The organism is Amycolatopsis sp. NPDC005003, assembly GCF_053600695.1.
Genome location: NZ_JBSGAI010000037.1, coordinates 1 through 21970, shown reverse-complemented (window position 1 = coordinate 21970; position 21970 = coordinate 1). Strand labels below are relative to the sequence as shown.

22 protein-coding genes are annotated in these 21970 nt (G+C 72.2%); 8 read left to right on the top strand and 14 right to left on the bottom strand.

The window, feature by feature from the left end:
• Window positions 1–46 precede the first annotated feature (46 nt).
• From ACWED2_RS34335 to ACWED2_RS34325, 3 genes are all read right to left on the bottom strand, one after another.
• The gene (locus ACWED2_RS34335; RefSeq protein ID WP_449694672.1) at window positions 47–961 is read right to left on the bottom strand and encodes a lytic transglycosylase domain-containing protein; all 915 of its coding nucleotides are present in this window, start codon (window positions 959–961) and stop codon (window positions 47–49) included.
• A 122-nt stretch (window positions 962–1083) separates the two neighbouring features.
• Window positions 1084–1566 (bottom strand): hypothetical protein, encoded by a 483-nt coding sequence (locus ACWED2_RS34330; RefSeq protein WP_013224355.1) that lies wholly within the window; start codon window positions 1564–1566, stop codon window positions 1084–1086.
• Window positions 1567–1926: 360 nt separating this feature from the next.
• Window positions 1927–2094: a hypothetical protein gene (locus ACWED2_RS34325; RefSeq protein ID WP_014466828.1), complete on the bottom strand. Its 168-nt coding sequence runs from the start codon at window positions 2092–2094 to the stop codon at window positions 1927–1929.
• A 101-nt stretch (window positions 2095–2195) separates the two neighbouring features.
• On the opposite strand from ACWED2_RS34325, the gene ACWED2_RS34320 reads away from it, so the two are divergent.
• A complete protein-coding gene (locus ACWED2_RS34320; protein WP_449694671.1) occupies window positions 2196–2969 on the top strand; it encodes a crotonase/enoyl-CoA hydratase family protein in 774 nt (257 codons plus the stop codon).
• A gap of 255 nt (window positions 2970–3224) precedes the next feature.
• Entirely contained in the window at window positions 3225–3755 is a 531-nt protein-coding gene (locus ACWED2_RS34315) for a GNAT family N-acetyltransferase (protein ID WP_449694670.1), read from the top strand.
• Here the strand turns inward: ACWED2_RS34315 and ACWED2_RS34310 are convergent.
• Both ACWED2_RS34310 and ACWED2_RS34305 read right to left on the bottom strand, forming a co-directional pair.
• On the bottom strand, window positions 3752–4888 hold the full coding sequence (locus ACWED2_RS34310) for a CaiB/BaiF CoA transferase family protein (RefSeq protein WP_449694669.1): 1137 nt from the start codon (window positions 4886–4888) through the stop codon (window positions 3752–3754). The two genes, ACWED2_RS34315 and ACWED2_RS34310, sit on opposite strands and share 4 nt — an antisense overlap.
• Before the next feature lie 11 nt (window positions 4889–4899).
• A complete protein-coding gene (locus tag ACWED2_RS34305) occupies window positions 4900–6051 on the bottom strand; it encodes an acyl-CoA dehydrogenase family protein (RefSeq protein ID WP_449694668.1) in 1152 nt (383 codons plus the stop codon).
• A 94-nt stretch (window positions 6052–6145) separates the two neighbouring features.
• Here ACWED2_RS34305 and ACWED2_RS34300 point away from each other — a divergent pair, with 94 nt between their 5' ends.
• From ACWED2_RS34300 to ACWED2_RS34290, 3 genes are all read left to right on the top strand, one after another.
• Entirely contained in the window at window positions 6146–6763 is a 618-nt protein-coding gene (locus tag ACWED2_RS34300) for a TetR/AcrR family transcriptional regulator (protein ID WP_449694667.1), read from the top strand.
• Between the two features lie 84 nt (window positions 6764–6847).
• Entirely contained in the window at window positions 6848–7759 is a 912-nt protein-coding gene (locus ACWED2_RS34295; RefSeq protein ID WP_449694666.1) for a hypothetical protein, read from the top strand.
• Window positions 7760–7862: 103 nt separating this feature from the next.
• Window positions 7863–9473: a succinic semialdehyde dehydrogenase gene (locus tag ACWED2_RS34290; RefSeq protein ID WP_449694665.1), complete on the top strand. Its 1611-nt coding sequence runs from the start codon at window positions 7863–7865 to the stop codon at window positions 9471–9473.
• Between the two features lie 121 nt (window positions 9474–9594).
• Here ACWED2_RS34290 and ACWED2_RS34285 read toward each other — a convergent pair whose 3' ends face one another.
• The 8 genes from ACWED2_RS34285 to ACWED2_RS34250 all read right to left on the bottom strand — a co-directional run bounded on the left by ACWED2_RS34285 (window position 9595) and on the right by ACWED2_RS34250 (window position 18964).
• Window positions 9595–12618 (bottom strand): helix-turn-helix transcriptional regulator, encoded by a 3024-nt coding sequence (locus ACWED2_RS34285; protein WP_449694664.1) that lies wholly within the window; start codon window positions 12616–12618, stop codon window positions 9595–9597.
• A gap of 124 nt (window positions 12619–12742) precedes the next feature.
• Window positions 12743–12943 (bottom strand): hypothetical protein, encoded by a 201-nt coding sequence (locus ACWED2_RS34280; protein ID WP_449694663.1) that lies wholly within the window; start codon window positions 12941–12943, stop codon window positions 12743–12745.
• Between the two features lie 153 nt (window positions 12944–13096).
• Window positions 13097–13300 carry a DUF397 domain-containing protein gene (locus tag ACWED2_RS34275; RefSeq protein ID WP_449694662.1) on the bottom strand — a complete coding sequence of 68 codons (204 nt, stop codon included), beginning with the start codon at window positions 13298–13300 and terminating at the stop codon, window positions 13097–13099.
• 13 nt (window positions 13301–13313) lie between these two features.
• A complete protein-coding gene (locus ACWED2_RS34270) occupies window positions 13314–14216 on the bottom strand; it encodes a helix-turn-helix domain-containing protein (RefSeq protein WP_449694661.1) in 903 nt (300 codons plus the stop codon).
• Between the two features lie 349 nt (window positions 14217–14565).
• Window positions 14566–15462, bottom strand: a complete 897-nt coding sequence (tesB, locus tag ACWED2_RS34265; protein WP_449694660.1) for an acyl-CoA thioesterase II — start codon at window positions 15460–15462, stop codon at window positions 14566–14568.
• Window positions 15463–15499: 37 nt separating this feature from the next.
• Window positions 15500–16924, bottom strand: a complete 1425-nt coding sequence (gene pyk / locus ACWED2_RS34260; protein WP_449694659.1) for a pyruvate kinase — start codon at window positions 16922–16924, stop codon at window positions 15500–15502.
• An 85-nt stretch (window positions 16925–17009) separates the two neighbouring features.
• A complete protein-coding gene (locus tag ACWED2_RS34255; RefSeq protein ID WP_449694658.1) occupies window positions 17010–17681 on the bottom strand; it encodes a DUF2461 domain-containing protein in 672 nt (223 codons plus the stop codon).
• 59 nt (window positions 17682–17740) lie between these two features.
• The gene (locus tag ACWED2_RS34250) at window positions 17741–18964 is read right to left on the bottom strand and encodes a glycoside hydrolase family 18 protein (RefSeq protein WP_449694657.1); all 1224 of its coding nucleotides are present in this window, start codon (window positions 18962–18964) and stop codon (window positions 17741–17743) included.
• A gap of 155 nt (window positions 18965–19119) precedes the next feature.
• Here ACWED2_RS34250 and ACWED2_RS34245 point away from each other — a divergent pair, with 155 nt between their 5' ends.
• Window positions 19120–19431 carry an ArsR/SmtB family transcription factor gene (locus tag ACWED2_RS34245; RefSeq protein WP_449694656.1) on the top strand — a complete coding sequence of 104 codons (312 nt, stop codon included), beginning with the start codon at window positions 19120–19122 and terminating at the stop codon, window positions 19429–19431.
• A gap of 75 nt (window positions 19432–19506) precedes the next feature.
• On the opposite strand, the gene ACWED2_RS34240 is transcribed toward ACWED2_RS34245, so the two are convergent.
• Window positions 19507–19839, bottom strand: a complete 333-nt coding sequence (locus ACWED2_RS34240; RefSeq protein WP_449694655.1) for a winged helix-turn-helix transcriptional regulator — start codon at window positions 19837–19839, stop codon at window positions 19507–19509.
• Window positions 19840–19907: 68 nt separating this feature from the next.
• On the opposite strand from ACWED2_RS34240, the gene ACWED2_RS34235 reads away from it, so the two are divergent.
• Together ACWED2_RS34235 and ACWED2_RS34230 are read left to right on the top strand one after the other, a co-directional pair.
• Window positions 19908–20384, top strand: coding sequence for a group II truncated hemoglobin (locus ACWED2_RS34235; RefSeq protein WP_449694654.1), 477 nt, complete (start codon window positions 19908–19910; stop codon window positions 20382–20384).
• Window positions 20385–20418: 34 nt separating this feature from the next.
• On the top strand, window positions 20419–21855 hold the full coding sequence (locus ACWED2_RS34230; protein WP_449694653.1) for an aromatic amino acid ammonia-lyase: 1437 nt from the start codon (window positions 20419–20421) through the stop codon (window positions 21853–21855).
• The last annotated feature ends 115 nt before the right edge of the window (window positions 21856–21970 follow it).

The following is a 21970-nucleotide window of genomic DNA, read 5'->3' as shown; positions in this document are numbered from 1 at the left end:
GGCGCCTGAGAGACAGCGCGCGGTCGCGCACGGGGTGGCCGGGCTCTCAGCCCTGCTTGCGTGCCGCCTGTGCGGCCTTCGCGTAGCCGTCCGCCAAACCGAACACCTTCTGCGCGTACTCCGTCGAGTTGTTGTACGACAGGATCCCGGCCCACCACCCGCTCGGGCTCGCCATGTCTCGGCCGCCCGCGCACAGGTACCGCGCCGCCGCCAGGGCCGCGTCGTCGATCTGCTGGGGGTCGCCGAGGCCGTCGCCGTTGCCGTCGGAAGCCCACTTGCGCCAGGTGCCCGGGATGAACTGCATCGGGCCCACCGCGCGGTCCACCCCGGCGTCGCCGTCGTAGCGGCCGCCGTCCGTGTCGCCGATGGCCTGGACGCCGGCCGAGCCGTCGAGCGGGACGCCGATGATCGGCTTGGACGGGCGGCCGTCGGCGCCGAGGACCGCGCCCGCGTACTGGCCGTGGTTGGACTCGATGCGGCCGATGCCCGCGAGCGTCGCCCACGAGATCTTGCAGCCCGGCTGGTCCGCGCGCAGCGCCAGCTCGGCGTTGCCGTACGCCTGCAAGGCCCGGGCCGGGACGCCGGTGGCCGCGGCGACCTGGGCCGCCCACTGCGCAAGGGTCGCCGGGCCCGTCTCGCGCGGACGGGCCTGCTGGGGCGACGTCTGCTGCTCGGCCCCGCCCGCCACCGCGCCGCCGGCCGGCGCGACCGACCCCGGGCGGACGTCGGCCGCCTTGACCTGCAAGGCGGGGATTTCGGTGGTCGTCGGGCTCGCCTCGGGCGTCGAGGCGCGGGTGACGAGCCAGATCCCGCCGCCGGCCACGGCCAGCACGGCGAGGACCACGAGCAGCCGGGTGAGCACGGCGACGCCCGGAGAGCGCGGTGCCGGTGGGGCGGGAACGGCTTCCTCGGCGTGCGCGCCGATCGGGTCGTCCTCGGTCTTTCCGGTCCTGATGCGCACGAAACTCCGGTCCTCCAGCGTGGGTCGACGGACTGTCAACGAGCCCGCGCAGGTTAGCGTTACGCGGGCCGTCCCGATCGTCTCACCACACCGGGTCACCCGGCCGAGTGGAAAACGTCTCGTCAGGCGGACTTCTGCTGGCGCGCGAGCCGCGCCACGCACCAGGCCGGGGCGCTGCCGCGGCGCAGGTGCTGCAGAACGGTCATCGGCCCGAGCCGGCGGCTCAGGTCGGACGGCGCGAGCCCGGCCGCCCGGTAGTCGAGGGCCCGCTGGTCGAGCGGGCTGATGCCGGCGTCCCACCACTCCTCGGCCTCGGCGACGCCGCCGACCATCTGCCACCAGCCCGCGGCGGCGGTGAGGAGCTCTTCGGGCACCTCCGGCAGCCGGCTGCGCATCGCGGCGAGGTAGCCGGGGTCGGCCGACTCCACCGGGACGAACCGCGACTGCCCGGTGCGCGCACGCTGGCCGGGAATACCCGGCGCCTGCGCGGGTGCGTCGGCCAGCCACGCGGAAGCGATGCGGTCGACCTCCTGCTCCTCGGGAGTCCTCTCGCGCTCGGCGGCCCACTGCCGGATCAACGCGTCCACTCCGGGATCTCCGGTCATCCCTGCCTCCTTGTAGGTCCCCGACGGACAGGCCCTGACGCCTGTCCCACGCGGTGGTGCCGCACGCACCAACCTGCACCTTGCTGAGTGGAAACTGCCTGCGTACCGGGGTTCTCCGGGGGGATGGCGAACCACCCGATCACGCAATGTGAGCACCGTAGGGCCGGGGTGGTCGTCTTCGCCAGACCCCGGGTGGTACGAATTCGGCGACCAGCGTGTTTTCGGCCGCAATCCACCCGGATGGTCGAGTGCCGGAGTCCGAATTCCGAGACTGGTGACACTGGGTGATTTACCGTCCGTTTGCACGCAGGGTAGTCACCGGCACCGCCCGTGGCGGCGCCGGTACGGAGAAGCACCTGGTCAGGAGAAGAGCGCGCGGAAGAACGTGACGATCGCTTCGGCGCCGTCCTTGAGCCAGCCGAGCACCCGGTGCACGAAGTCGGCGGACTGGGTGGGCTGGGTGATCAGGAGGAAGAGCACGAGCGCGACCACGCCCACGATGAGAATCTTCTTCACGCCGCCCGACATGTGCTTCCTCCCCGGCTCGCCGTCCCCGTCCTGGGAGTGGCCACCCCAATACTGTAGGGAAGGCGTGCGTGGAAGACACCTCGATCAGCCCAGGAGCGGCCATGTCCCGGAACGTGCTGGTGCAGCGGGACGGTGCGGTGACGACGATCACCATCGACCGCCCGGCGGCGCGCAACGCCGTCGACGGGCCCACGGCGGCGGAGCTGGCCGACGCCTTCCGCGCGTTCGACGCGGACCCGGACGCGGCCGTCGCGGTGCTCACCGGAGCCGGCGGCGCGTTCTGCGCGGGGGCCGATCTCAAGGCGATCGGCACCGACCGGATGAACCGCACTCACCCGGACGGGGACGGCCCGATGGGGCCCACCCGGATGGTCCTCGGCAAACCGGTGATCGCGGCGGTCCACGGGCCGGCCGTCGCGGGCGGGCTCGAGCTGGCGCTGTGGTGCGACCTGCGGGTCGCGGACGCGACGGCGGTGTTCGGCGTGTTCTGCCGCCGCTGGGGCGTCCCGCTGATCGACGGCGGGACGGTGCGGCTGCCGCGCCTGATCGGCCAGTCGCGCGCGATGGACCTCATCCTGACGGGCCGTCCGGTCGACGCCACCGAGGCCCTGGGCATCGGCCTGGCCAACCGGCTGGTCCCCGCGGGCGAGGCCGTTTCCGCCGCGCAGGAGCTCGCCCGGCAGCTGGCGGCGTTCCCCCAGGCCTGCCTGCGCGGCGACCGGCGCTCGGCGCTGGCCCAGTGGGGCAAGTCCGAGGAGGACGCGCTGACCGCGGAGTTCGCCGCCGCGATGGGTCCGGGCACCCTGGCCGCGGAGGCGGTCGAGGGCGCGGCCCGCTTCGCCGGCGGCGAAGGCCGCCACGGCACCTTCACGTGATTGGCCGGGCATCACCCGTGATCAGGGAGGCATCACGCGTGATTGAAGGGGCATCACCCGTGAAGGGAAGGTCGACTCGCGTGATCGGAGGGTCGACACGGCCGGGCCTCCGGTTTCGCCGTGTCGACCCCCCGGATCACGCGTGTCGACCCCCGGAACACGCGTGTCGACCTCTCAGTCACGGGTGATGCCTCTAGCGAGCTGTCTTGCCGGCAGCCGTGCCGGTTCCGGTCAAGCGGCCGATAAGGTCTCCGGATGGACGACGACGGTGCCCGGGTGGAGCTCCGGCCGGTGGCCGAAAGCGATCTCGGCCTGCTGGAACAGCTGACCAACGATCCCATCGCCGCCGGGGAGCACCAGTGGTTCGGCTGGCACGATCCCGGCTACCTGCGGCGCCGGTGGCTGGAAACCGGGATGCTCACCGCCGAGACCGGCATGCTCGTCCCGACGCTCGGCGGCCGCGTCCTCGGGCTCGTCTCCTGGCACCGCACCCGCACCGGGCCGACGTCCTACTGCTGGAACGCCGGCCTCGTCCTGGCGCCGGAAGCGCGCGGCCACGGCTACGGCACCGAAGCCCAGCGCCTGCTCGTCGGCTACCTCTTCGCGCACACCCAGCTCAACCGGGTCGAGGCGACGACCGAGGTCGGCAACCGCGCCGAACAGCGCTCGCTCGAGAAAGCCGGCTTCACCCGCGAAGGCGTGCTCCGCGGCTACGGCTTCCGGGACGGCGAGTGGCGCGACCACGTCATCTACTCGGTCGTGCGCTCCGACCTGGCGACGAGCTAGGCGATCACCCCCGCCGCACGCAGGGCTTCGAGATCCGTGACGCCCAGTTCGGCGAGCACCGCTTCGGTGTCGGAGCCCTTGGCCCGCGGTGCTTCCGGCGTCGACGGCGGCGTCCGGTCGAAGCGCGGCGCGGGCGCCGGCTGGACCATGCCGCCGATCTCGACGAACGTGCCGCGCGCCGCGTTGTGCGGGTGCGAAGCCGCCTCTTCGGGCGACAGCACCGGCGTCAGGCACGCGTCGGTGCCTTCGGCGCGCGCGACGAGCTCGTCGCGCGTGTGCTTGCCGATCGCCCCCGCCACGATTTCGCGCAGCTTGGGCCACTGCGTCCGGTCGACGTGCAGCGGCAGCTCCGCCGGGTCCAGCTCCAGCACCTTGACCAGGGCGCCCCAGAACCGCATCTCCATCGCGCCGACGGCGACGTACTTCCCGTCCGCGGTTTCGTACGTGTCGTAGAAGGGCGCGCCGCCGTCGAGCATGTTCTCGCCGCGCCCCTCGGACCACAGCCCGGCCGCCTTGATGCCGTGCAGGCTCGTGGTGAGCAGCGCGGCGCCGTCGACCATCGACGCGTCGACGACCTGGCCGCGGCCCGACGTGTTCCGTTCGTACAGCGCGGCCAGGACACCCATCGCCAGCAGCAGCCCGCCGCCGCCGAAGTCGCCGACGAGGTTCAGCGGCGGCACCGGCCGCTCGCCCGCGCGCCCGATCGGCTCCAGCGCGCCGGCGATGCCGATGTAGTTGATGTCGTGCCCGGCCGCCGTGGCCAGGGGACCGTCCTGGCCCCAGCCGGTCATCCGGCCGTAGACCAGCCGCGGGTTCCGGGCGTGCACGACGTCCGGGCCGAGCCCGATCCGCTCGGCGACGCCGGGCCGGAAGCCCTCGATGAGGACGTCGGCGGTGTCGCACAGCTTCAGCACGAGCTCGACGCCCTCGGGTGTCTTGGTGTTGATGCCGACGGACCGGCGGCCGCGGGCGAGCGGATCGGTGCCGATGCCGAGGACGTCCTCCCCCGGCTGCGCGCGATCGACGCGGACGACGTCGGCGCCGAGGTCGGCGAGGATCATCGTGGCGAACGGCCCGGGCGCGAGACCGGCGAGCTCCACCACCTTCAGGCCGCTGAGCGGACCTTCCTTCATAGTCGGGCCTTTCAGAGCGAGCGGGAGATGATTTCCTTCATGATCTCGCTGGTGCCGCCGAAGATCCGGGAGATGCGGACGTCGGCCCAGGCGCGCGCGATCGGGTACTCGGTCATGTAGCCGTAGCCGCCGAAGAGCTGGACGCAGTCGTCGATCACCTTGTTGACGCGCTCGGTGGTCCACAGCTTCGCCATCGCCGCGCCCTGGACGTCCAGTTCACCGCGCAGGTGCCGTTCGATGCACTGGTCGAGGAACGCCCGCGCCACCGCGGCCTCGGTCGCCGCCTCGGCGAGGGTGAACTTGGTGTTCTGGAAGGAGAAGATCGGGCGGCCGAACGCCGTGCGCTCCTTGGTGTACTCGAGCGTGAGGTCGACCGCCGCCTCCAGCCCGGCGACCGCGGTGACGGCGATGATCAGCCGTTCCTGCGGCAGCTGCAGCATCAGCTGGACGAAGCCCTGGCCTTCGGCCTCGCCGAGCAGGTTGCCCACCGGCACGCGGACGTCGTCGAAGAACAGCTCGGCGGTGTCCTGGCCCTTCATCCCGACCTTGTCGAGCACGCGGCCGCGGCGGAAGCCCGGCGTGTCCGTCTCGACCACGATCAGCGAGACGCCCTGCGCGCCCGCGTCCGGGTCGGTCTTCACCGCGACGACGACGAGGTCGGCGTGGAAACCGTTGGTGATGAACGTCTTGGCGCCGTTGAGGACGTAGTGGTCGCCGTCGCGGACCGCGCGGGTCTTGATGCCCTGCAGGTCGGAGCCCGTGCCGGGCTCGGTCATCGCGATCGCGCCGACGAATTCGCCGGTGGCCAGCTTCGGCAGCCACTCGCGCTTCTTCTCTTCCGAAGCGTAGGCGAGCAGGTAGTGCGCGACGATTCCATTGTGGACGGTGACGCCCCATGCGCTGTCGCCGGCCCGCGACTGCTCTTCGTAGAGGACGGCTTCGTGGGCGAAGGTGCCGCCGCCCCCACCGTACTCCTCGGGGATGGAGAGGCAGAGCAGGCCGACCTCGCCCGCCTTCGTCCACAGCTCGCGGTCGACCTTCTTCTCCGCCGCCCAGCGCTCCTGGTGCGGGACGGCTTCCTTCTGCAGGAACGACCGCGCGAGCTCGCGGAGGTCCTCGAGCTCGGTCGTGCTCCACGAGCTCTTCGGCAGTTGCAGCGGCACGGGACCCTCCTGCTGGAAAACATTCCGATCAGCATGTAAGTTCTGGTCGGAATGTACATGCATTCCGACCGGTAGGTAAAGCAGGGAGGCCGCGGTGACCGAAACGGCGCACCGGACCCAGGCGCAGCGGCGCGAGCAGACCCGCACGGCACTGCTTGACGCGACCATCGACTGCCTGGTCGAGGTCGGCTACGCGCGCACGTCGGTGCAGGAGATCTGCGCCCGCGCCGGCGTGTCGAAAGGCGCGGTGCAGCACCACTTCACCACGAAGGCCGAGCTGATGGCCGCCGCGGTCGAGCACCTGACGACGAAGCTGCGCCGGCAGCTCGCGGCCTCGCTCGAAGACCTGCCGGGCGGCGGCAGCGGGGTGGCCGCGGCGATCGACCTGCTGTGGGCCGGCTACTCCGGCACGCTCTCGACCGCCGTCACCGAGCTGTGGGTGGCCGCCCGCACCGACCCCGAGCTGCGCGCGGCCATCCGCCCGGTCGACCGCGCGCTCGGCCGCGCCACGCTCGAGCACGTCACCCAGGTGGCGGGCGAACTCCCGCCGGAACGCGCGGAACTGCTGTTCTGGCTCACCGTGAACCTCACCCGCGGGCTCGCGCTGGACGCCGAGCTCGGCGGCGACCCGAACCGGCGGCGGCAGCTCCTCGACGAGTGGAAGCGCATCGCCGTCCTGCTCTACCAGGACGCCACCGCTGCGCCGAGCTGACCAGCGAAGCGCCACCAGGGTGCTTTGCCCCTTATCCGCAGGCGGATTTCGTGGTCCAATCCCCTCCGAACGAGGGGAGTTCCGATGACCGCCGCCCCGTACCCGTACTCCTACGGCCCGCCGCCCGCGCCGCCGGCCGACCCGGGCGCACTCTTCCGGCTGTTCGCCGGGATCCTCGGCGTGCTCGCCGCGGTGCTGGTGATCACCGGGTCGTTCCTGCCGCAGACGTCCTTCGAGCAGGTGGTGGACGGCAAGACCGAGAGCGACCAGACGGTCAGCGCCTGGTCGCGCTCCTTCGCCGTCGAGCCCACCGGCGAGGCGAAGAAGTTCTACGACAGCACCCATGTCGCGCGGTACGGCATCCCGCTCACCGCCGGCGCGGTGGTGCTGCTGACCGGCGCCGGGCTGGCGTTCGCCGGAGCGCGCCGCTCGGCACGCCCCGGCGTGCGTTCGGGCGCCCGGACGGCCTTGGTCGCGGGCGGCGCCGGAGTGGCCGCGGCGGTGTGGATGCTCGGCATGGACGTGTCGGCGACCCTCACCTACGAGACCGAGGAAGGGACGATCAAGTCGCACTACGCGACCGGGCTCGGGTTCTGGCTGGTGATCGGCGGCGGGATCGTCGCGGTGCTGGTGCTGGTGTCCGCGGCGCTGGCCGGGCGGCAGGCACCCGCCGCGGCTGCGGCCGTCGCGCCACCGGGGCCGTACCAGCAGCAGTCCCGGCCGTACCCGGTGCCGCCGCCGCAGCAGGTCGCCCAGCCTTATGCGGCGCAGCCGCACCCGGGATATCCGCCGTCGCAGCCGTTCCCCGCGCAGACGCCGCCGCAGACCGGCCCGCAGCCGCCCTCCTACGGCGGCCCGGCGTCGCAGCCGTTCCCGGCGCAGCAGCCCGCCGATCCCTACGGCGGCGCGACGCAGGCCCAGCAGCACCCGGGGCAGCAGCAGGACCCGACCGAGCCGAACTACCAGCTGCCGCCGCTGCACCCGCCCAATACGTGAATCTGATTCACATCACGCTGGACAGCTGACGTACCGACGGTATGGTGTACTCGTCGGTAACCCCTGCGCGACGTCGCGCGGACTCCGCCGGAACGGAGACGTCATGACCAGCACGACCCCCGCGAACGCAGTCGAAGACACCACGTTGCCGCCGACCGTCGGCGGCGTCGCCGGAGCACCCGGCGCCGCGCGGGCGGCCCAGCTCGTCGCCCGGGTGACGGGCGGCGCGGACTCGGCGCCGATCCGGATGCGGGCGCCGTTCACCGGGCTGCCGATCGCGACGCTGCCGCAGGCGACCGACGCCGACGTCCGCGCGGTGTTCGCCGGCGCGCGCACGGCCCAGCGGGCGTGGGCGGACCACTCCCCCGCCGAGCGCGCCCGCGTCCTCACCCGCCTGCACGACCTGGTGCTCGCGCGGCAGGACGAAGCGCTCGACCTGATCCAGGTCGAAGCCGGCAAGGCCCGGCTCGACGCGTTCGACGAGGTCAGCGCGACCGCGCTGGTGGCGGCCTACTACGGCAAGCACGCGCCGAAGATCCTCGCGCCCCGCCGGGTCGCCGGCGTCGTCCCCGGGCTGACCCGCGCGGGCGAGGTCCGCCACCCCAAGGGCGTCGTCGGGATCATCTCGCCGTGGAACTACCCCCTGGCCCTGACCGCGATGGACGTCCTGCCGGCGCTGGCCGCGGGGAACGCCGTGGTGCAGAAGCCGGACAACCAGACCGCGCTTTCGGCGCTGTGGCTGCACGAACTGGCCGAGGAGGCCGGGCTGCCCGCCGGGACGTGGCAGATCGTGCTCGGCCGGGGCTCGAAGATCGGCACCGCGCTGGTCGAGGAGTCGGACTACCTCTGCTTCACCGGCTCCACGCCGACCGGCAAGGAGCTGGCCGGCCAGGTGGCGAAGCGGCTGACGTCGTACTCGCTGGAACTCGGCGGCAAGAACCCGATGGTCGTGCTGCCCGACGCCGACGTCGCGAAGGCCGCGACGGGCGCGGTGACCGCGTGCTTCTCCTCGGCGGGCCAGCTGTGCGTGTCGGTCGAGCGGATCTACGTCCACGAGGACATCCGCGACGAGTTCACCCGGGCGTTCGTCGCCCGGACCGCGGCGTTGCGGCTCGGCGGCGCCTTGGACTACCACGCCCAGATGGGGTCGCTGACGTCGGAAGAGCAGCTCGCGGCGGTGTCGGCGCACGTCGAGGACGCCCGCGCGAAGGGCGCTTCGGTGCTCACCGGTGGCCGCGCGCGGCCGGACCTCGGGCCGCTGTTCTACGAGCCGACGGTGCTGTCCGGCGTCACCCCGGACATGCTGCCGTTCGCGGAGGAGACGTTCGGGCCGGTCGTGTCGATCTACGGCTACACCGACGTCACCGACGCCATCGAGCGGGCCAACGACACGCCGTTCGGGCTCAACGCCAGCGTCTGGTCCCGCAACGGCCGCGCGGGCTGGGAGGTCGCGGCCCGGCTCAAGGCCGGGACGGTCAACGTGAACGAGGGCTACGCGGCGACGTTCGGCAGCGTCGGAGTGCCGATGGGCGGGATGAAGGACTCCGGCGTCGGCCGCCGCAACGGCGCCGAGGGCCTGCTCAAGTACACGGAGTCCCAGTCGATCGCCCTCCAGCGCGGCCTCGCCCTCCGCCCACCCCGCGCGGTCCCCGGCTCCCTCTGGTCCCGAGGCATGACGTTCGGCCTCAAAGCCCTCCGCCGCCTCCCCCGCTGACGTACCCGGCCGGTCGGTTCGCGTACCTGGACAGTCGGCTTGCGTACCTGGAGGGTCGGTTCACCATCCGACCCTCTGGGTACGCGAACCGACCCTTCCGGTACGCGAACCGGCCGCTTGGTTACGCGTGTTCGGCGGTGGGGGCGGTGAGGAGGCCGCGGTCGTAGGCGATGGCGACCGCTTCCGCGCGGCGGCTGGCGCCCAGCTTGGCCATCACGCGGGAAAGGTGGACGCTCACCGTTTTTTCGCTGATGTAGAGCTCTTCGCCGACCTGGCGGTTCGTGCGGCCCAGTGCGACGCGCTCCAGGACGTCCCGCTCGCGGTCGGTGAGCGGGTCGGTGACCGTGCGGGCCGGGGCCGCCGGTTCGACACCCGCCAGCTCGACGCGGGCGCGGTGCGCGAGGTCGCGGACCGCGTCGCGCAGCGGGACCGCGCCCAGCCGGACCGCCACCTCGTGGGCCGCTTCGAGGGACGTGCCCGCGTCCGCGTCCGCCGCCAGCCGGGCTTCGGCCTCGTGCCAGCGGCAGATCGCCTGCTCGTAGACGGCGCCGTAGCCGAACGCCGCCGCCGCGGCCGCCCACTTGTCCGGGTCGCCCCCGCCGGACAGGCAGGCTTCCGCCGCCGCCAGGCGGGCCAGCCACGCGCGGCCCTCGGGACCCAGCTGCCCCGACCGCGGCTGCCCGACGACCGAGCACATCCGCCCGTGCGCCAGCAGCCGCTCGCCCGCCGCCACCGCGGCTTCGGCCGCGGCCTGGTCGCCGTGCAGGCGGGCGCCGGCGGCCAGCTTGGCCGCGGCGGACACGCCGAGCGCGGCCACCCGGATGCCGGCCAGCAGGCCGGATTCGATCCGTTCCAGCCAGCCGACCAGGTCTTCGGCCTGGCGGACGGCGCCGGCGTACTCGCCCCGCCAGTACGCCAGCTCGATTCCGGCGGTGCCGGCCGACAGCGGGATCTGCATGTCCGCCGTCCAGTGCTGCCGCAGCCCGCCGAGCAGCTTTTCGGCCTCGCCGAGCCGGCCGCGGGCGACGACGAACAGCGACCAGATGGCCAGGATGCGCGCGGCGACCGCGCTGGACACCCCGCGCCCGGCGCGGCCGGCGCTCTCGTCGGGCCAGTCGCCCATCAGGTAGCGCAGCATCAGCTGCCGCGCCCGCAGCTCCAGCCCGTAGACGCTCCAGCTCAGCCCGGTTTCTTCGGCGCGGGCGACGCCGTGCGAGGCGTGCTCCAGCGCTTCGGCGAAGTCGCCGTGGTCGTCGTGGCTCAGCGCGAGGAAGTAGGTCGCGCGGATCTCGGTGTTGTACGCGCCCACGTCGCGCGCCTTGCGTTGGGCCTGGCGCAGCCGCTCCCGGGCTTCGGCGGCGTCGCCCCGCGAATCGGCCAGCGTGCCCAGGGTGACCAGCGCCGACGCCTCGGCTCCGGTCGCGCCCACGGCCTGCGCGTCGGCGACCGCGGTGAGCGCGCTGTCGAGCGCCGCCTCGGGCTGGTCGAGGATGCGGAGGAACCCGGCGCGGCTGGCCAGCACCCAGGCGCGCGCCGAGCTGGGTTCGGTGTCCTTCACCAGGTCCCACGCCCGGTCGATGGCGGCGACCGCCTCGTCGAGTGTGCCCTCCAGGGCGAGCAGCGCGTCCGCCAGCCGCCGCCACACCTTCGCGGCGCGGTCGTTCGGGATGTCCGCCGTCAGCGCCTGGGTGGCCGAGCGGGCGAACGCGGCGGCCCGCTCGGGCTCGCCGGACGTCCCCGCGAAGTACGACGCCTCGTACAGCAGCCGGAGCTCGTCGAACCCGTCGGGCCGGTCGGCCGGGCCGACGGCGTCCCAGATGGACAGCGCCTGTTCGACGTGCTGCAGCGCCGACCCGGGCGCGCCGAGCTTCTCGGCCTCGTCCATCGCGCGCAGGAAGGCCGGCAGCGCGGTGGCCAGATCGCTGCTCTGCATCGAGTGGTAGGCCAGCTTGGCGTCGTGGCCGCGGCCCTGGGGCCGCGCCTTGATCCGCGCCGCGTACGCCGCGTGCGTGCGCGACCGCTCCCCTGGCAGCAGGTCGCCGTACACCGCTTCCTGCAGCAAGGCGTGCCGGAACGTGTACGAGCCGTCCGAGAGCACCACCAGCACGTGGTGCTGGACGGCCTCGCGCAGCGCCTCGTCGAGCTCCAGCTCCTCCAGCCCGCAGACCGCGGCGAGCGCGGCGTGCATCACCGGCTCGGTGGCCACCGAGAGCACCCGGACCACCCGGCGGGCGTCCGGCGAGAGCCGCTCGAGCCGGGACAGCAGCACCTCGGCCAGCCCCGCGGGCAGGTCGTTGCACTCGGTCTTGGTGGCGAGCAGCTCCTCGGCGAAGAACGGGTTGCCCTGGGAGCGGCTGACGATGTCGGCGACGACGTTCGCCGGCAGCGGCTCGTCGGCCAGCGCCTCGACGAACCTGCGCGCGTCGCCCGCGCCGAAGGGCTGCAGGTCGACGCGCTCGACCGTGGCGAGCCGGACCAGCTCCGCGAGCAGGCCGCGCAGCGGGTGCCGCCGGTGCACGTCCTCCTCGCGGTAGCTGCCCACGACCAGCAGCCGCTGTGCCCGCAGGCGGCTGAGCAGGAAGGACAGCAGGTTGCGGGTCGAGGCGTCGGCCCAGTGGAGATCCTCGAGCAGGATCACCACCGGGCGCGCCTGGGCGATCTCGGTCAGCACCCCCAGTACCGCGTCGAACAACTGCAGCTGACCGAGATCCTGCTCCGGCCGGGGACGCACCATGGTTTCCCGGTCGTTGGAGGTCATCGGCGGGTGTTCGGCCGCCCGGGGCTCCTCCAGCCCCTGCCCCTGCGGCAGCAGCCGCCCGAGCGCGGGCCGGGCCCGCACCGCGGCCGCGATCACCGCGTCCGTGGCCGCGCCGAGGGGGGCGAGCGCCTCGGCGAACGGTAGATAAGGAAGACCGCCTTCGCGGACGTCGATGCAGCGGCCGGTGAGCACCAGCGCACCGCAGGCGTCGACGTGCTCGCCGAGCGCGGTCAGCAGCCGGGTCTTGCCGACCCCGGCGTCCCCCGAGAGCAGCACCGCGCCGGCTTCGCCACGTTCAGCCCTGGCGAAGGCGGCGCGGAGCCGCCGCATCTCGTGGGTACGGGCGACGAGCGGGATTCCGGAGCCGAGTCGGGGCACGAGGAGCATTGTTGCTCACGCCCCCGACAGTTTTTCAGGGGTTCGGGTGGCGAAGCCCCCGACCTGGGGCAAAGCCCCAGGTGTCGCTGCCGGTTTCCGACCGCTTATCGCCATTGACACCATCCCGCCGCCCCTACCGGGCGGTCTCGGCGGTCGCCCGGGTGGCCTCCCGGCGCTGCTGCGCCGGTACCTCGACATCCGTCCTCGCGGCCCTGAAGTGGCGGGCGGCGCGGCGGGCGCGGGCGGCCCAGGCGCTGCGCCCGGCCTTCCGCAGTTCCTCGGCCCGGTACGCCGCTTCGGCACGGACTGCGTCGAGCATCAGATCGCTGTGCATCGTGTTCCCCTGTCTCTCCGGTTGGTAGCACTCAGGTTCGTCCTGAGGGCGCACCCCGGGCATCGGGTGATCACGTAGGGCTGGGCACAAAAAGACCCCTTACTCCCGGCCGAGCCCAGCTCGGCGGGGGTAAGGGGTCTTCTCCAGGCAGACTCAGCCGAGCGCCGGGCCGCCGGTCCGCACCGCGGCCAGCAGCCCCTGCCAACCCGACGCGGGCAGGCGGAACGCACCCCCTTCGGGGTCCTTCGAGTCGCGCACCGCGGCACCGCCGTCGACGAACGCGACCTCGACGCAGTCGTTGCCGCCGCCGCTGTGGCTGCTCTTGCGCCACCGCGCCCCGGAGAGTTCTGCTTCCATGGTCCCCACTCCCTTACTGTTTCCTCGGTTCCGGATGGTGCACCGGACCCGGTACGGCCGCCTGTTCGGCGAACCGTCCGGCCGCCTCGGCGATGAGGTCCACCGAGTCGTCCGGTTTCAGTGCGGCGGCGCGCAGATGGTCGAACATCAGCCCGTAGCGCCGCACGTCTGTGGGTTCCTCCAGGTAAAGCCCGCTGGACGTGCTGTCGTCGACGTAGACGACGTCCGGGTCGGCCTGCTCGGGGAAGCCCATGATGAGGAAGGGGCCTTCCATGCCGGGGTGTGCGCCGGCCCCGAACGGCACGACCTGCACGGTCACGTTCGGCTTCTCGGCGACGGAGACCATCCGGTAGAGCTGCTCGGCCATCACTTCGGGGCTGTCGACCACGCGGCGCAGCACGGCCTCGTCCATCACCGCCCAGTACTCCGGCGGCGGGGTCTCGGACAGCAGCTCCTGGCGGGCCATCCGGGCGGCCACCCGGCGGCGGATCTCGGCTTCCTCGGCGTCCGGCCGCAGCGCGCGGATCACCGCGCGGGCGTACCGCTCGGTCTGCAGCAGCCCGGGCACCAGCAGCGCCTGGAACGCGCGCAGCGAGCTGGCGTCGGCTTCGAGCCCGACGAAGGTGCCGGTGAAGACCTCGTTGTACGCGTGCCACCAGCCGCGCTTGCGGGCCTCCCTGGCCAGCTGGACGAGCGCCTCCTGCTCGTCGCCCATGATGCCGTAGAGGGCCAGCATGTCCCGGGCGTCACGCGGGGTGACGCCGACGTGGCCGGTCTCGATGCGGCTGATCTTCGAGGCCGAGCACTCGAGCTTCTCACCCACCTCGTCGATGGTGAGGTCGGCGGCCTCGCGGAGCCGGCGCAGCTCCCCCGCCAGCCTCCGGCGGCGAACCGTGGGGCTCTGTCCCCTTGCCATCGCGGCACCTCCGGATGTCGAGTGCTAGCTGTATCCAACCATCCGGGCGCGGAGTCGGTGGAGCATTAACGAGAGACGATTCCGGGCGCCGGATCTGCAATTTGCAGAATGCTCTTGTATCCTCGCACCCTGCACTGCACCGGGCGCCTGACAGTCGGCCAGCCGTGGCTTCGACTGGCCTCTGAGCAGGGTAGACGATGATCGGGCGGAGTGCCGCGCGATCATCACACGGAGGGGTCCGGGGCCGTCCCCCGATCGGTCCCGGCCCCCTCACCCGGGCCGAATGCCCTTTTCCGGCGACGGATATTCGACCTATTCATCGCCCGGGAGGGTGATTTCCCGGCGAACTTCACAGGACGCGCAGGAGTCCTTCTTGGACGACCGTCGCGATCAGCGTGCCGTCCTGGGCGAAGAACCGGCCGGTGGCCAGGCCGCGGGCGCCGGACGCCGTCGGCGAGGCGCTGTCGTAGAGGAACCACTCGTCCGCCCGGAACGGCCGGTGGAACCACAGCGCGTGGTCGAGGCTGGCCCCGAGCACCTTGTCGGTGTCCCAGTAGACGCCGTGGCGCGCGAGCACCGAGTCCAGCAGCGTCATGTCCGAGGCGTAGGTCAGCACGCAGACGTGCAGCAGCTGCTGGTCCGGCAGTTTCCCGTCGGCGCGCATCCACACCTGGTTGCGCGCGGGCCGCTCGCCGGTCTCGCGGGTGACCCACGGCGGCTCGTTGACGTACCGGAGGTCGATCGGCCGCGGCCGGGCGTGGGCGCCGATCGCATACCCCTCGGCGCGTTCCATCAGCGTCGGCAGCGTCTCCGGCGCCGGCACCCCCGCCGGCATGGTTTCGGCGTGCTCGATGCCCGGTTCGTCGGTCTGGAACGACGCCGAGAGCGAGAAGATCGCCTTGCCGTGCTGGATCGCCACCACCCGGCGGGTGGTGAACGACCGGCCGTCGCGGATCCGGTCGACCTCGTAGACGATCGGCACGCTGGGGTCGCCGCCGCGGATGAAGTACGCGTGCAGCGAGTGCACCCGGCGCTCCTCGGGCACCGTGCGCCCGGCCGCGACCAGCGCCTGGCCGGCGACCTGCCCGCCGAACACCCGCACCGGCGAGTGGGCGGGCGAGACGCCGCGGAAGATGTTCTCTTCGATCTTCTCGAGGTCGAGCAGCGCGATCAGGCGGTCGAGCACCGGCTGGCCGCCACCGGGGAGCTCCGGTTCGGTGGCGGCCGTCCTGGCCATTTCAGTCATGACCAGGACCCTACGTGCATACTGAGCGGTCGGTCTCTCAAGCGTGGTCGTCTTCACCGAGCCGGTGGACGCGGATCAGGTTGGTCGACCCGACGGTGCCCGGCGGGGAACCGGCCACGATGACGACCAGGTCGCCCTTCTGGTACTTGCCCATCTCGAGCATCGCGTGGTCGACCTGCTGGATCATCTGGTCGGTCGAGTCCACGAACGGCACGATCCGGGTGGTCGTGCCCCAGGTCATCGAGAGCTGGCTGCGCACGCTCTCCTCCGGCGTGAACGCCAGCAGCGGCAGCCGGGTGTGCAGCCGGGCCAGGCGGCGCACGGTGTCGCCGGACTGCGTGAACGCGACCAGCGCCTTCGCGTTCAGCCGCTCGCCGATGTCGCGGGCGGCGTAGGAGATGACGCCGCGCTTGGTGCGCGGGACGTGCGTCAGCGGCGGCACGATCGGCGAGTCGGTCTCGACCGCCTCGATGATCCGGCCCATCGTCTCCACGACCTCGATCGCGTACCGGCCGACCGAGGTCTCGCCGGACAGCATCAGCGCGTCGGCGCCGTCGAGCACCGCGTTGGCGACGTCGGAGGCCTCGGCGCGGGTCGGCCGGGAGTTGTTGATCATCGACTCGAGCATCTGCGTCGCGACGATGACCGGCTTCGCGTTCTCGCGGCAGATCTGGATGGCGCGCTTCTGCACCAGCGGGACCTGCTCCAGCGGCAGCTCGACGCCGAGGTCACCACGGGCGACCATCACCGCGTCGAAAGCCAGCACGATGGCCTCGAGGTTGTAGACGGCCTCGGGCTTCTCGATCTTGGCGACGACCGGCAGCCGTCCCTTGCCGACGCGGTCCATCACCTGGTGGACCAGGTCGATGTCGGCCGGCGAGCGGACGAAGGACAGGGCGATGAAGTCGACGCCCAGCTCCAGCGCGAACTCGAGGTCCTCGATGTCCTTGTCGGACAGCGCCGGCACCGAGACGTCCATGCCGGGCAGGGAGACGCCCTTGTTGTTGCTGACCGGCCCGCCCTCGGTGACCTCGCAGACCACGTCCGGGCCTTCGACGCCCTTGACCACCAGGCCGACCTTGCCGTCGTCGACGAGCAGGCGGTCGCCGGGCTTGGCGTCCTTGGCCAGGCCCTTGTAGGTGGTCGAGACCCGGTCGTGGGTGCCCGCGACGTCCTCGACGGTGATCCGGACGACGTCGCCGTTGTGCCACTCGACCGGCCCGCCGGCGAACGTGCCCAGGCGGATCTTCGGGCCCTGCAGGTCGGCGAGGATGCCCACCGCCCGCCCGCTCTCCGCGGCAGCGGCCCGGATCAGGTCGTAGACCTGCTTGTGGTCGCTGTGGCTGCCGTGGCTGAAGTTCATTCTGGCCACGTCCATACCGGCATCCACCAGGGCCCGCATCTTCTCCGGGGTCGCGGTGGCTGGGCCCAGGGTACAAACGATCTTCGCGCGTCGGCTCACGTCCACATAGGGTAGACCCTCTTGCCGCGTTCGTCTGTACCGATCCCGAATGTTCAAGAAGATGTTCAGAAACCTGTCGCCTCAGTCACCCTCGGCGACGCGGCTTTTCGCTGGGGCCGACCCGGTCACGGGCCCACTCGTTGAACTCGCGCAGCTGCCGCCAGGCCTTGCGGACGCGGTCGAAGGCGCCCCGCTCGTGCAGGACGTCGTCGGGCTCCCAGCCGCGCACGGCGTACACCGAGCGGTAGCGCAGCAGGTCCAGGCGCGGGTGATCCTCGGCGAAGCCGCGCGGCTTCGACTTCAGGCGGTCGCCCTTGACCTCCCAGCCCGTGCGCTCCAGCTTGGCGAGGATCTTCTGCAGCGCTTCGCCGTGCAGGTCCGTGTCGACCGCCGCGCGGAACCGGGCGATCTGGTCGGACGCGAGGTGGAAGCAGCCGCCGCCGACGCGCAGGCCCTCCGGCCCGACCTCGACGTAGTAGGCCCCGCCGCCGCGGCCCTGCTCGATCACCCCGCCGCAGTGGGTCTTGTACGGCGTCTTGTCCTTGGCGAACCGGACGTCGCGGTAGGGGCGGAACACCTTGGGCTCGCCGAAGCCGTCGCCGAACTCGGGAGCGAGCTCGGCCAGCAGCGCCTCCATCGGCGCCCGGACGTCGGACTTGTAGGTCTCGACGTGGTCGTCCCAGTAGGGCTTGGAGTTGTCCTCCACCAGGCCGTCGAAGAAATCGACGGCGTACTCGCCGAATCCGCTGAACTTCACGCGGACGACAGTAAACGGGGGCACCGACAAGATCTGCCGGTGCCCCCGCACGCGCTGTGCTACTTCGCGACGGCGGTGATCAGCTCGCCGTTCGTGGTGTCACCCGAGAGCTCCCAGAACATCGCGCCGCCCAGGCCCTGGGTCCTGGCGTAGGAAATCTTGCCCGCGATGGTCGCCGGGGTGTCGTAGCTCCACCAGTTGCCGCCGCACTTGGCGTACGCGGTGCCGGCGACCGTGCCGGTCGACGGGCAGGACGTCTTGAGCACCTTGTAGTCCTCGATGCCCTGCTCGTACTTGCCGGGTGCCGGGCCGGTGGCCGTGCCGCCCGGGGCGCTCTGCGTGACGCCGGTCCAGCCGCGGCCGTAGAACCCGATGCCCAGCAGCAGCTTGCTCGCCGGGACGCCCTTGCTCTTGAGCTTCTGGATCGCGGCGTCGGAGTAGAAGCCGGCCGTCGGGATGCCCGAGTACGACGTCAGCGGGGAGTGCGGGGCCGTCGGGCCCTGGGCCGCCCACGCGCCGAAGTAGTCGTAGGTCATCACGTTGTACCAGTCGACGTACTGGGCCGCGCCGCCGTAGTCGGCCGCGTCGATCTTGCCGCCGCTCGTGCCATCGGCGGTGATCGCCGCGGTGACCAGCTTCGAGCCGAACTTGGCGCGCAAGGCCTGCAGGAGGTTCTTGAACGCCGCCGCGCCGCTGGTGTCGCAGCTCAGGCCACAGGCGTTCGGGTACTCCCAGTCGATGTCGATGCCGTCGAAGACGCCGGCCCAGCGCGGGTCGTTGACCAGGTTGTAGCAGGAGTTCGCGAACGCGGCCGGGTTCTTCGCGGCCTGCCCGAAGCCACCGGACCAGGTCCAGCCGCCGAAGGACCAGAGGACCTTCAGGCCCGGGTGCTTGGCCTTGAGCTTCTTGAGCTGGTTGAAGCTGCCGGCGAGGGGCTGGTCCCAGGTGTCGGCGACGCCGTCGACGCTGCCCGCGGCGTCGTAGGTCTTCTGGTAGTCGGCGTAGGCGTCGCCGATCGCGCAGCCACCGTTCGTCACGTTGCCGAAGGCGTAGTTGATGTGGGTCAGCTTGCCCGCCGAGCCCGACGTCTCGATGTTCTTGACGTGGTAATTGCGGTCGTAGACCCCCCACTCGGTGAAGTAGCCGACCACCTTGCCGACGGAGGCTTGCGCGGTGACAGTCGCGGCGGTGGCCACCGGAGCCGGCGCGCCGCCCGCGACGAGGCCCGCGGCGGCCGCCACGGCCAGCAGCGCTGAGAAGCTCTTCCTGCGGAAACGGGACATGTGTTCTCCCTCCCGGGGAATTACCCACGGCGTCGGTGCCGGAGTGGTGGGAACCACACTTACCGTAAGTGGACTAGACCACTAGGTCAATGGTTCAGACCACGACAGATCCACATTCCTTGACAGCAATATGCCCGGCGGCGCACATTTCAGGGGTGATGCAGACTTTCGACGTCCTCGCCGAGCCGCGGCGCCGGACCATCCTCGACCTGCTGCGCGACGGCGAGCGCTCGGTCGGCGAGCTGGTCGGCGAGCTGTCCCTCAGCCAGCCGGCGGTGTCCAAGCACCTGCGGGTGCTGCGGGAGGCCGGGCTGGTGACGGTCCGGGTGGCGGCGCAGCGGCGGTGCTACGCGCTGCGCCCGGAGCCGCTGGCCGAGGTCGACGCCTGGCTGGCGCCCTACCGCCGCTTCTGGTCCGAGCGGCTGGACGCGCTGGAGCGCCGCCTCGACGAGACTGATCCCGCCTGACCCGAGGTGGCTTTCGGTGCGCTTCGCGCCGCAGTGCCGGTCCAACCCAACCAAGGCCGCCGTGGGGCGCTTGGGTCAGGCCGGGTCGAAGGTGATGCCCCGCTCCGCCGCGCGGCGCTCGCCCCACTCGTACAGCGCGGTCAGCGCCGGGCGCAGCTCCTCCCCCACCTCGGTCAGGTGGTACTCGACGTGCGGGACGCGGCCGTCGAACTCCTCGCGGCGGACGAGGCCGTCCGCCGCCAGCTCGCGCAGCTGCTGGGTCAGCATCTTCTCGCTCACCCCCGGCATCCGGCGGCGCAGCTCGCCGTAGCGGTGGGCGCCCTCCTTCAGGTGGGCCAGGATCACCGGCTTCCACTTGCCGCCGATCAGGTCGACCGCCAGCTCCGTCGCGCAGTGGTACCGCTTCATCCCCGCTCCCCTACGCACCGGAAAGTACGTGGTTGCCCGCCCGGGGCACCACTGGTTGCCTGATGCGGGTGATCGTGCCAAAAACCACGCCGACCCTCTACGAATGGGCCGGCGGCCACGAGGCCCTCGTGAAGCTGCTGACCGTCTTCTACGGCCACGTCCTCGAAGATCCGCTGCTCGAACCGGTCTTCCGCGACATGGACCCGCACCACGCCGAGCACGTCGCCGTCTGGCTGGGCGAGGTCTTCGGCGGGCCGGCCGAGTACTCCGCGAGCCACGGCGGGCACGCCCGCATGATCGGCCGCCACCTCGGCCGCGGGATCACCGAGCAGCAGCGCCGCCGGTGGGTGAACCTGCTGCTCGACGCCGCCGACGAGGCCGGCCTGCCCGGCGACCCCGAGTTCCGCGCCGCCTTCGCCGGCTACCTCGAGTGGGGCAGCCGCCTGGCCGTGATCTTCTCCGCGCCCGGCGCCGAGCCGAACCTGCACGAACCGGTCCCGCACTGGGACTGGCCGGTACCGCCCTGGCAGCCGCCGTCGCCCTAGCCGCATAGTGAGGGCAGTCGGAAGGAGGCTGCCGTTGATCCGAGTGGACGGCCGGACCCTGCGCTGCGCGGACGTCGTGACCGCGGCGCGCACCGAGGGCCCGCTGGGCATCGACGTCTCGATCGCCGCGCTGCGGGGCGCCGAGCACGCGTGGAAGCTCGCCGAAGAACTGAGCACGCGGCGGGTGGTCTACGGCCGGACCACCGGCGTCGGGGCCAACAAGGACGACACCGTCGAAAGCTCCGTGGAGCACGGCCTGCGGCTGCTGCGCAGCCACGCGGGCGGCAGCGGCGACGAACTGCCGCCCGGCCAGGTCCGGGCGATGCTGCTGATCCGGCTCAACCAGCTGCTGTCCGGCCGGTCGGGGATCAGCCCCGAGCTGATCGGCGCGCTGGCCGAAGCGGTCCGCACCGGCGCGTTGCCGCTGGTGCACCGGCTCGGCGCGATCGGCACCGGCGACCTGGCCCCGCTGGCCGAGACGGCGCTGGCGCTCACCGGCGAACGGCCGTGGGTCACCGGGCACGTGCCGCCGGTGCCGGTGCGCGCGGGCGACGCGCTGGCGTTCATGAGCAGCAACGCCGCGACGCTCGCCGAAGCGACCCTCGCGGCGATGCGGCTGGACACGCTGACCCGCGCGAGCCACGCCGTCGCCGCGCTGACGTACGTCGCCCTGGACGGCAACCCCGAGGCGTACGCGACGCCGGTGCACGAAGCGCGTCCGCACGCCGGACAGGTGGCCTGCGCGGCCGAGATGCGGCGGCTGCTGGGCATGCACCAGACGCCGAAGCCGGGGCGGCGGATCCAGGACCCGTTCGGGCTGCGGGCGTTCCCGCAGGTCCAGGGCCCGGCGCTGGACGCGATCCACTACCTGCGGGACGTGCTCGCGGTCGAGATCAACGCGAGCACCGAGAACCCGATGATCTCGACCGTCCACAACGACGCCTACCACCACGCGCACTTCCACACCGCGTACGTGTCGACGGCGCTCGACCAGGCGCGGGCGACCGTGCACCAGGTCGCGGAGCTCTCGGTGGCCCGCCTCGGCGACCTGGTGGAGCCGGAGTTCACCGGGCTGCGGCCGTTCCTGGCGGCGGGCCCGCCGGGCAGCTCGGGCGTGATGATCCTGGAGTACGTGGCGCACGACGCGCTGACCGAGCTGCGTCAGGCGGCCCTGCCGGCCACGCTCGGCACCGCGGTCGTCTCCCGCGGCATCGAGGACCACGCGAGCTTCTCCACCCAGGCGGCCCGCGCGGCGACCGCGGCCTGCGCGGCCTACCAGCAAGTGCTGGCGTGCGAGCTGGTGGCGGCGGTCCGCGCCCTGCGGATGCGCGAGGCCGACCTGGTGGAGCTGCCGGTCCGGGACGCCTTCGACGCGGCGGCCGCGGTGCTGTCCGAAAGCCTCGACGACCGGCCGCTGACCGAGGACATCGCCGCCGCCGGAGGCGTCCTGGAGGAGCTGGCCCGGATCTAGTGCCGTATCAAGCAACGTTGGGTAGGTAATCCGGTCGGCGGATCTTGGAGTTGACGGCGAAGTGGCGCTTGGGGTGGCAGTGGCGGTTGCGCCAGCGGAGGTAGCCGGCGATCGC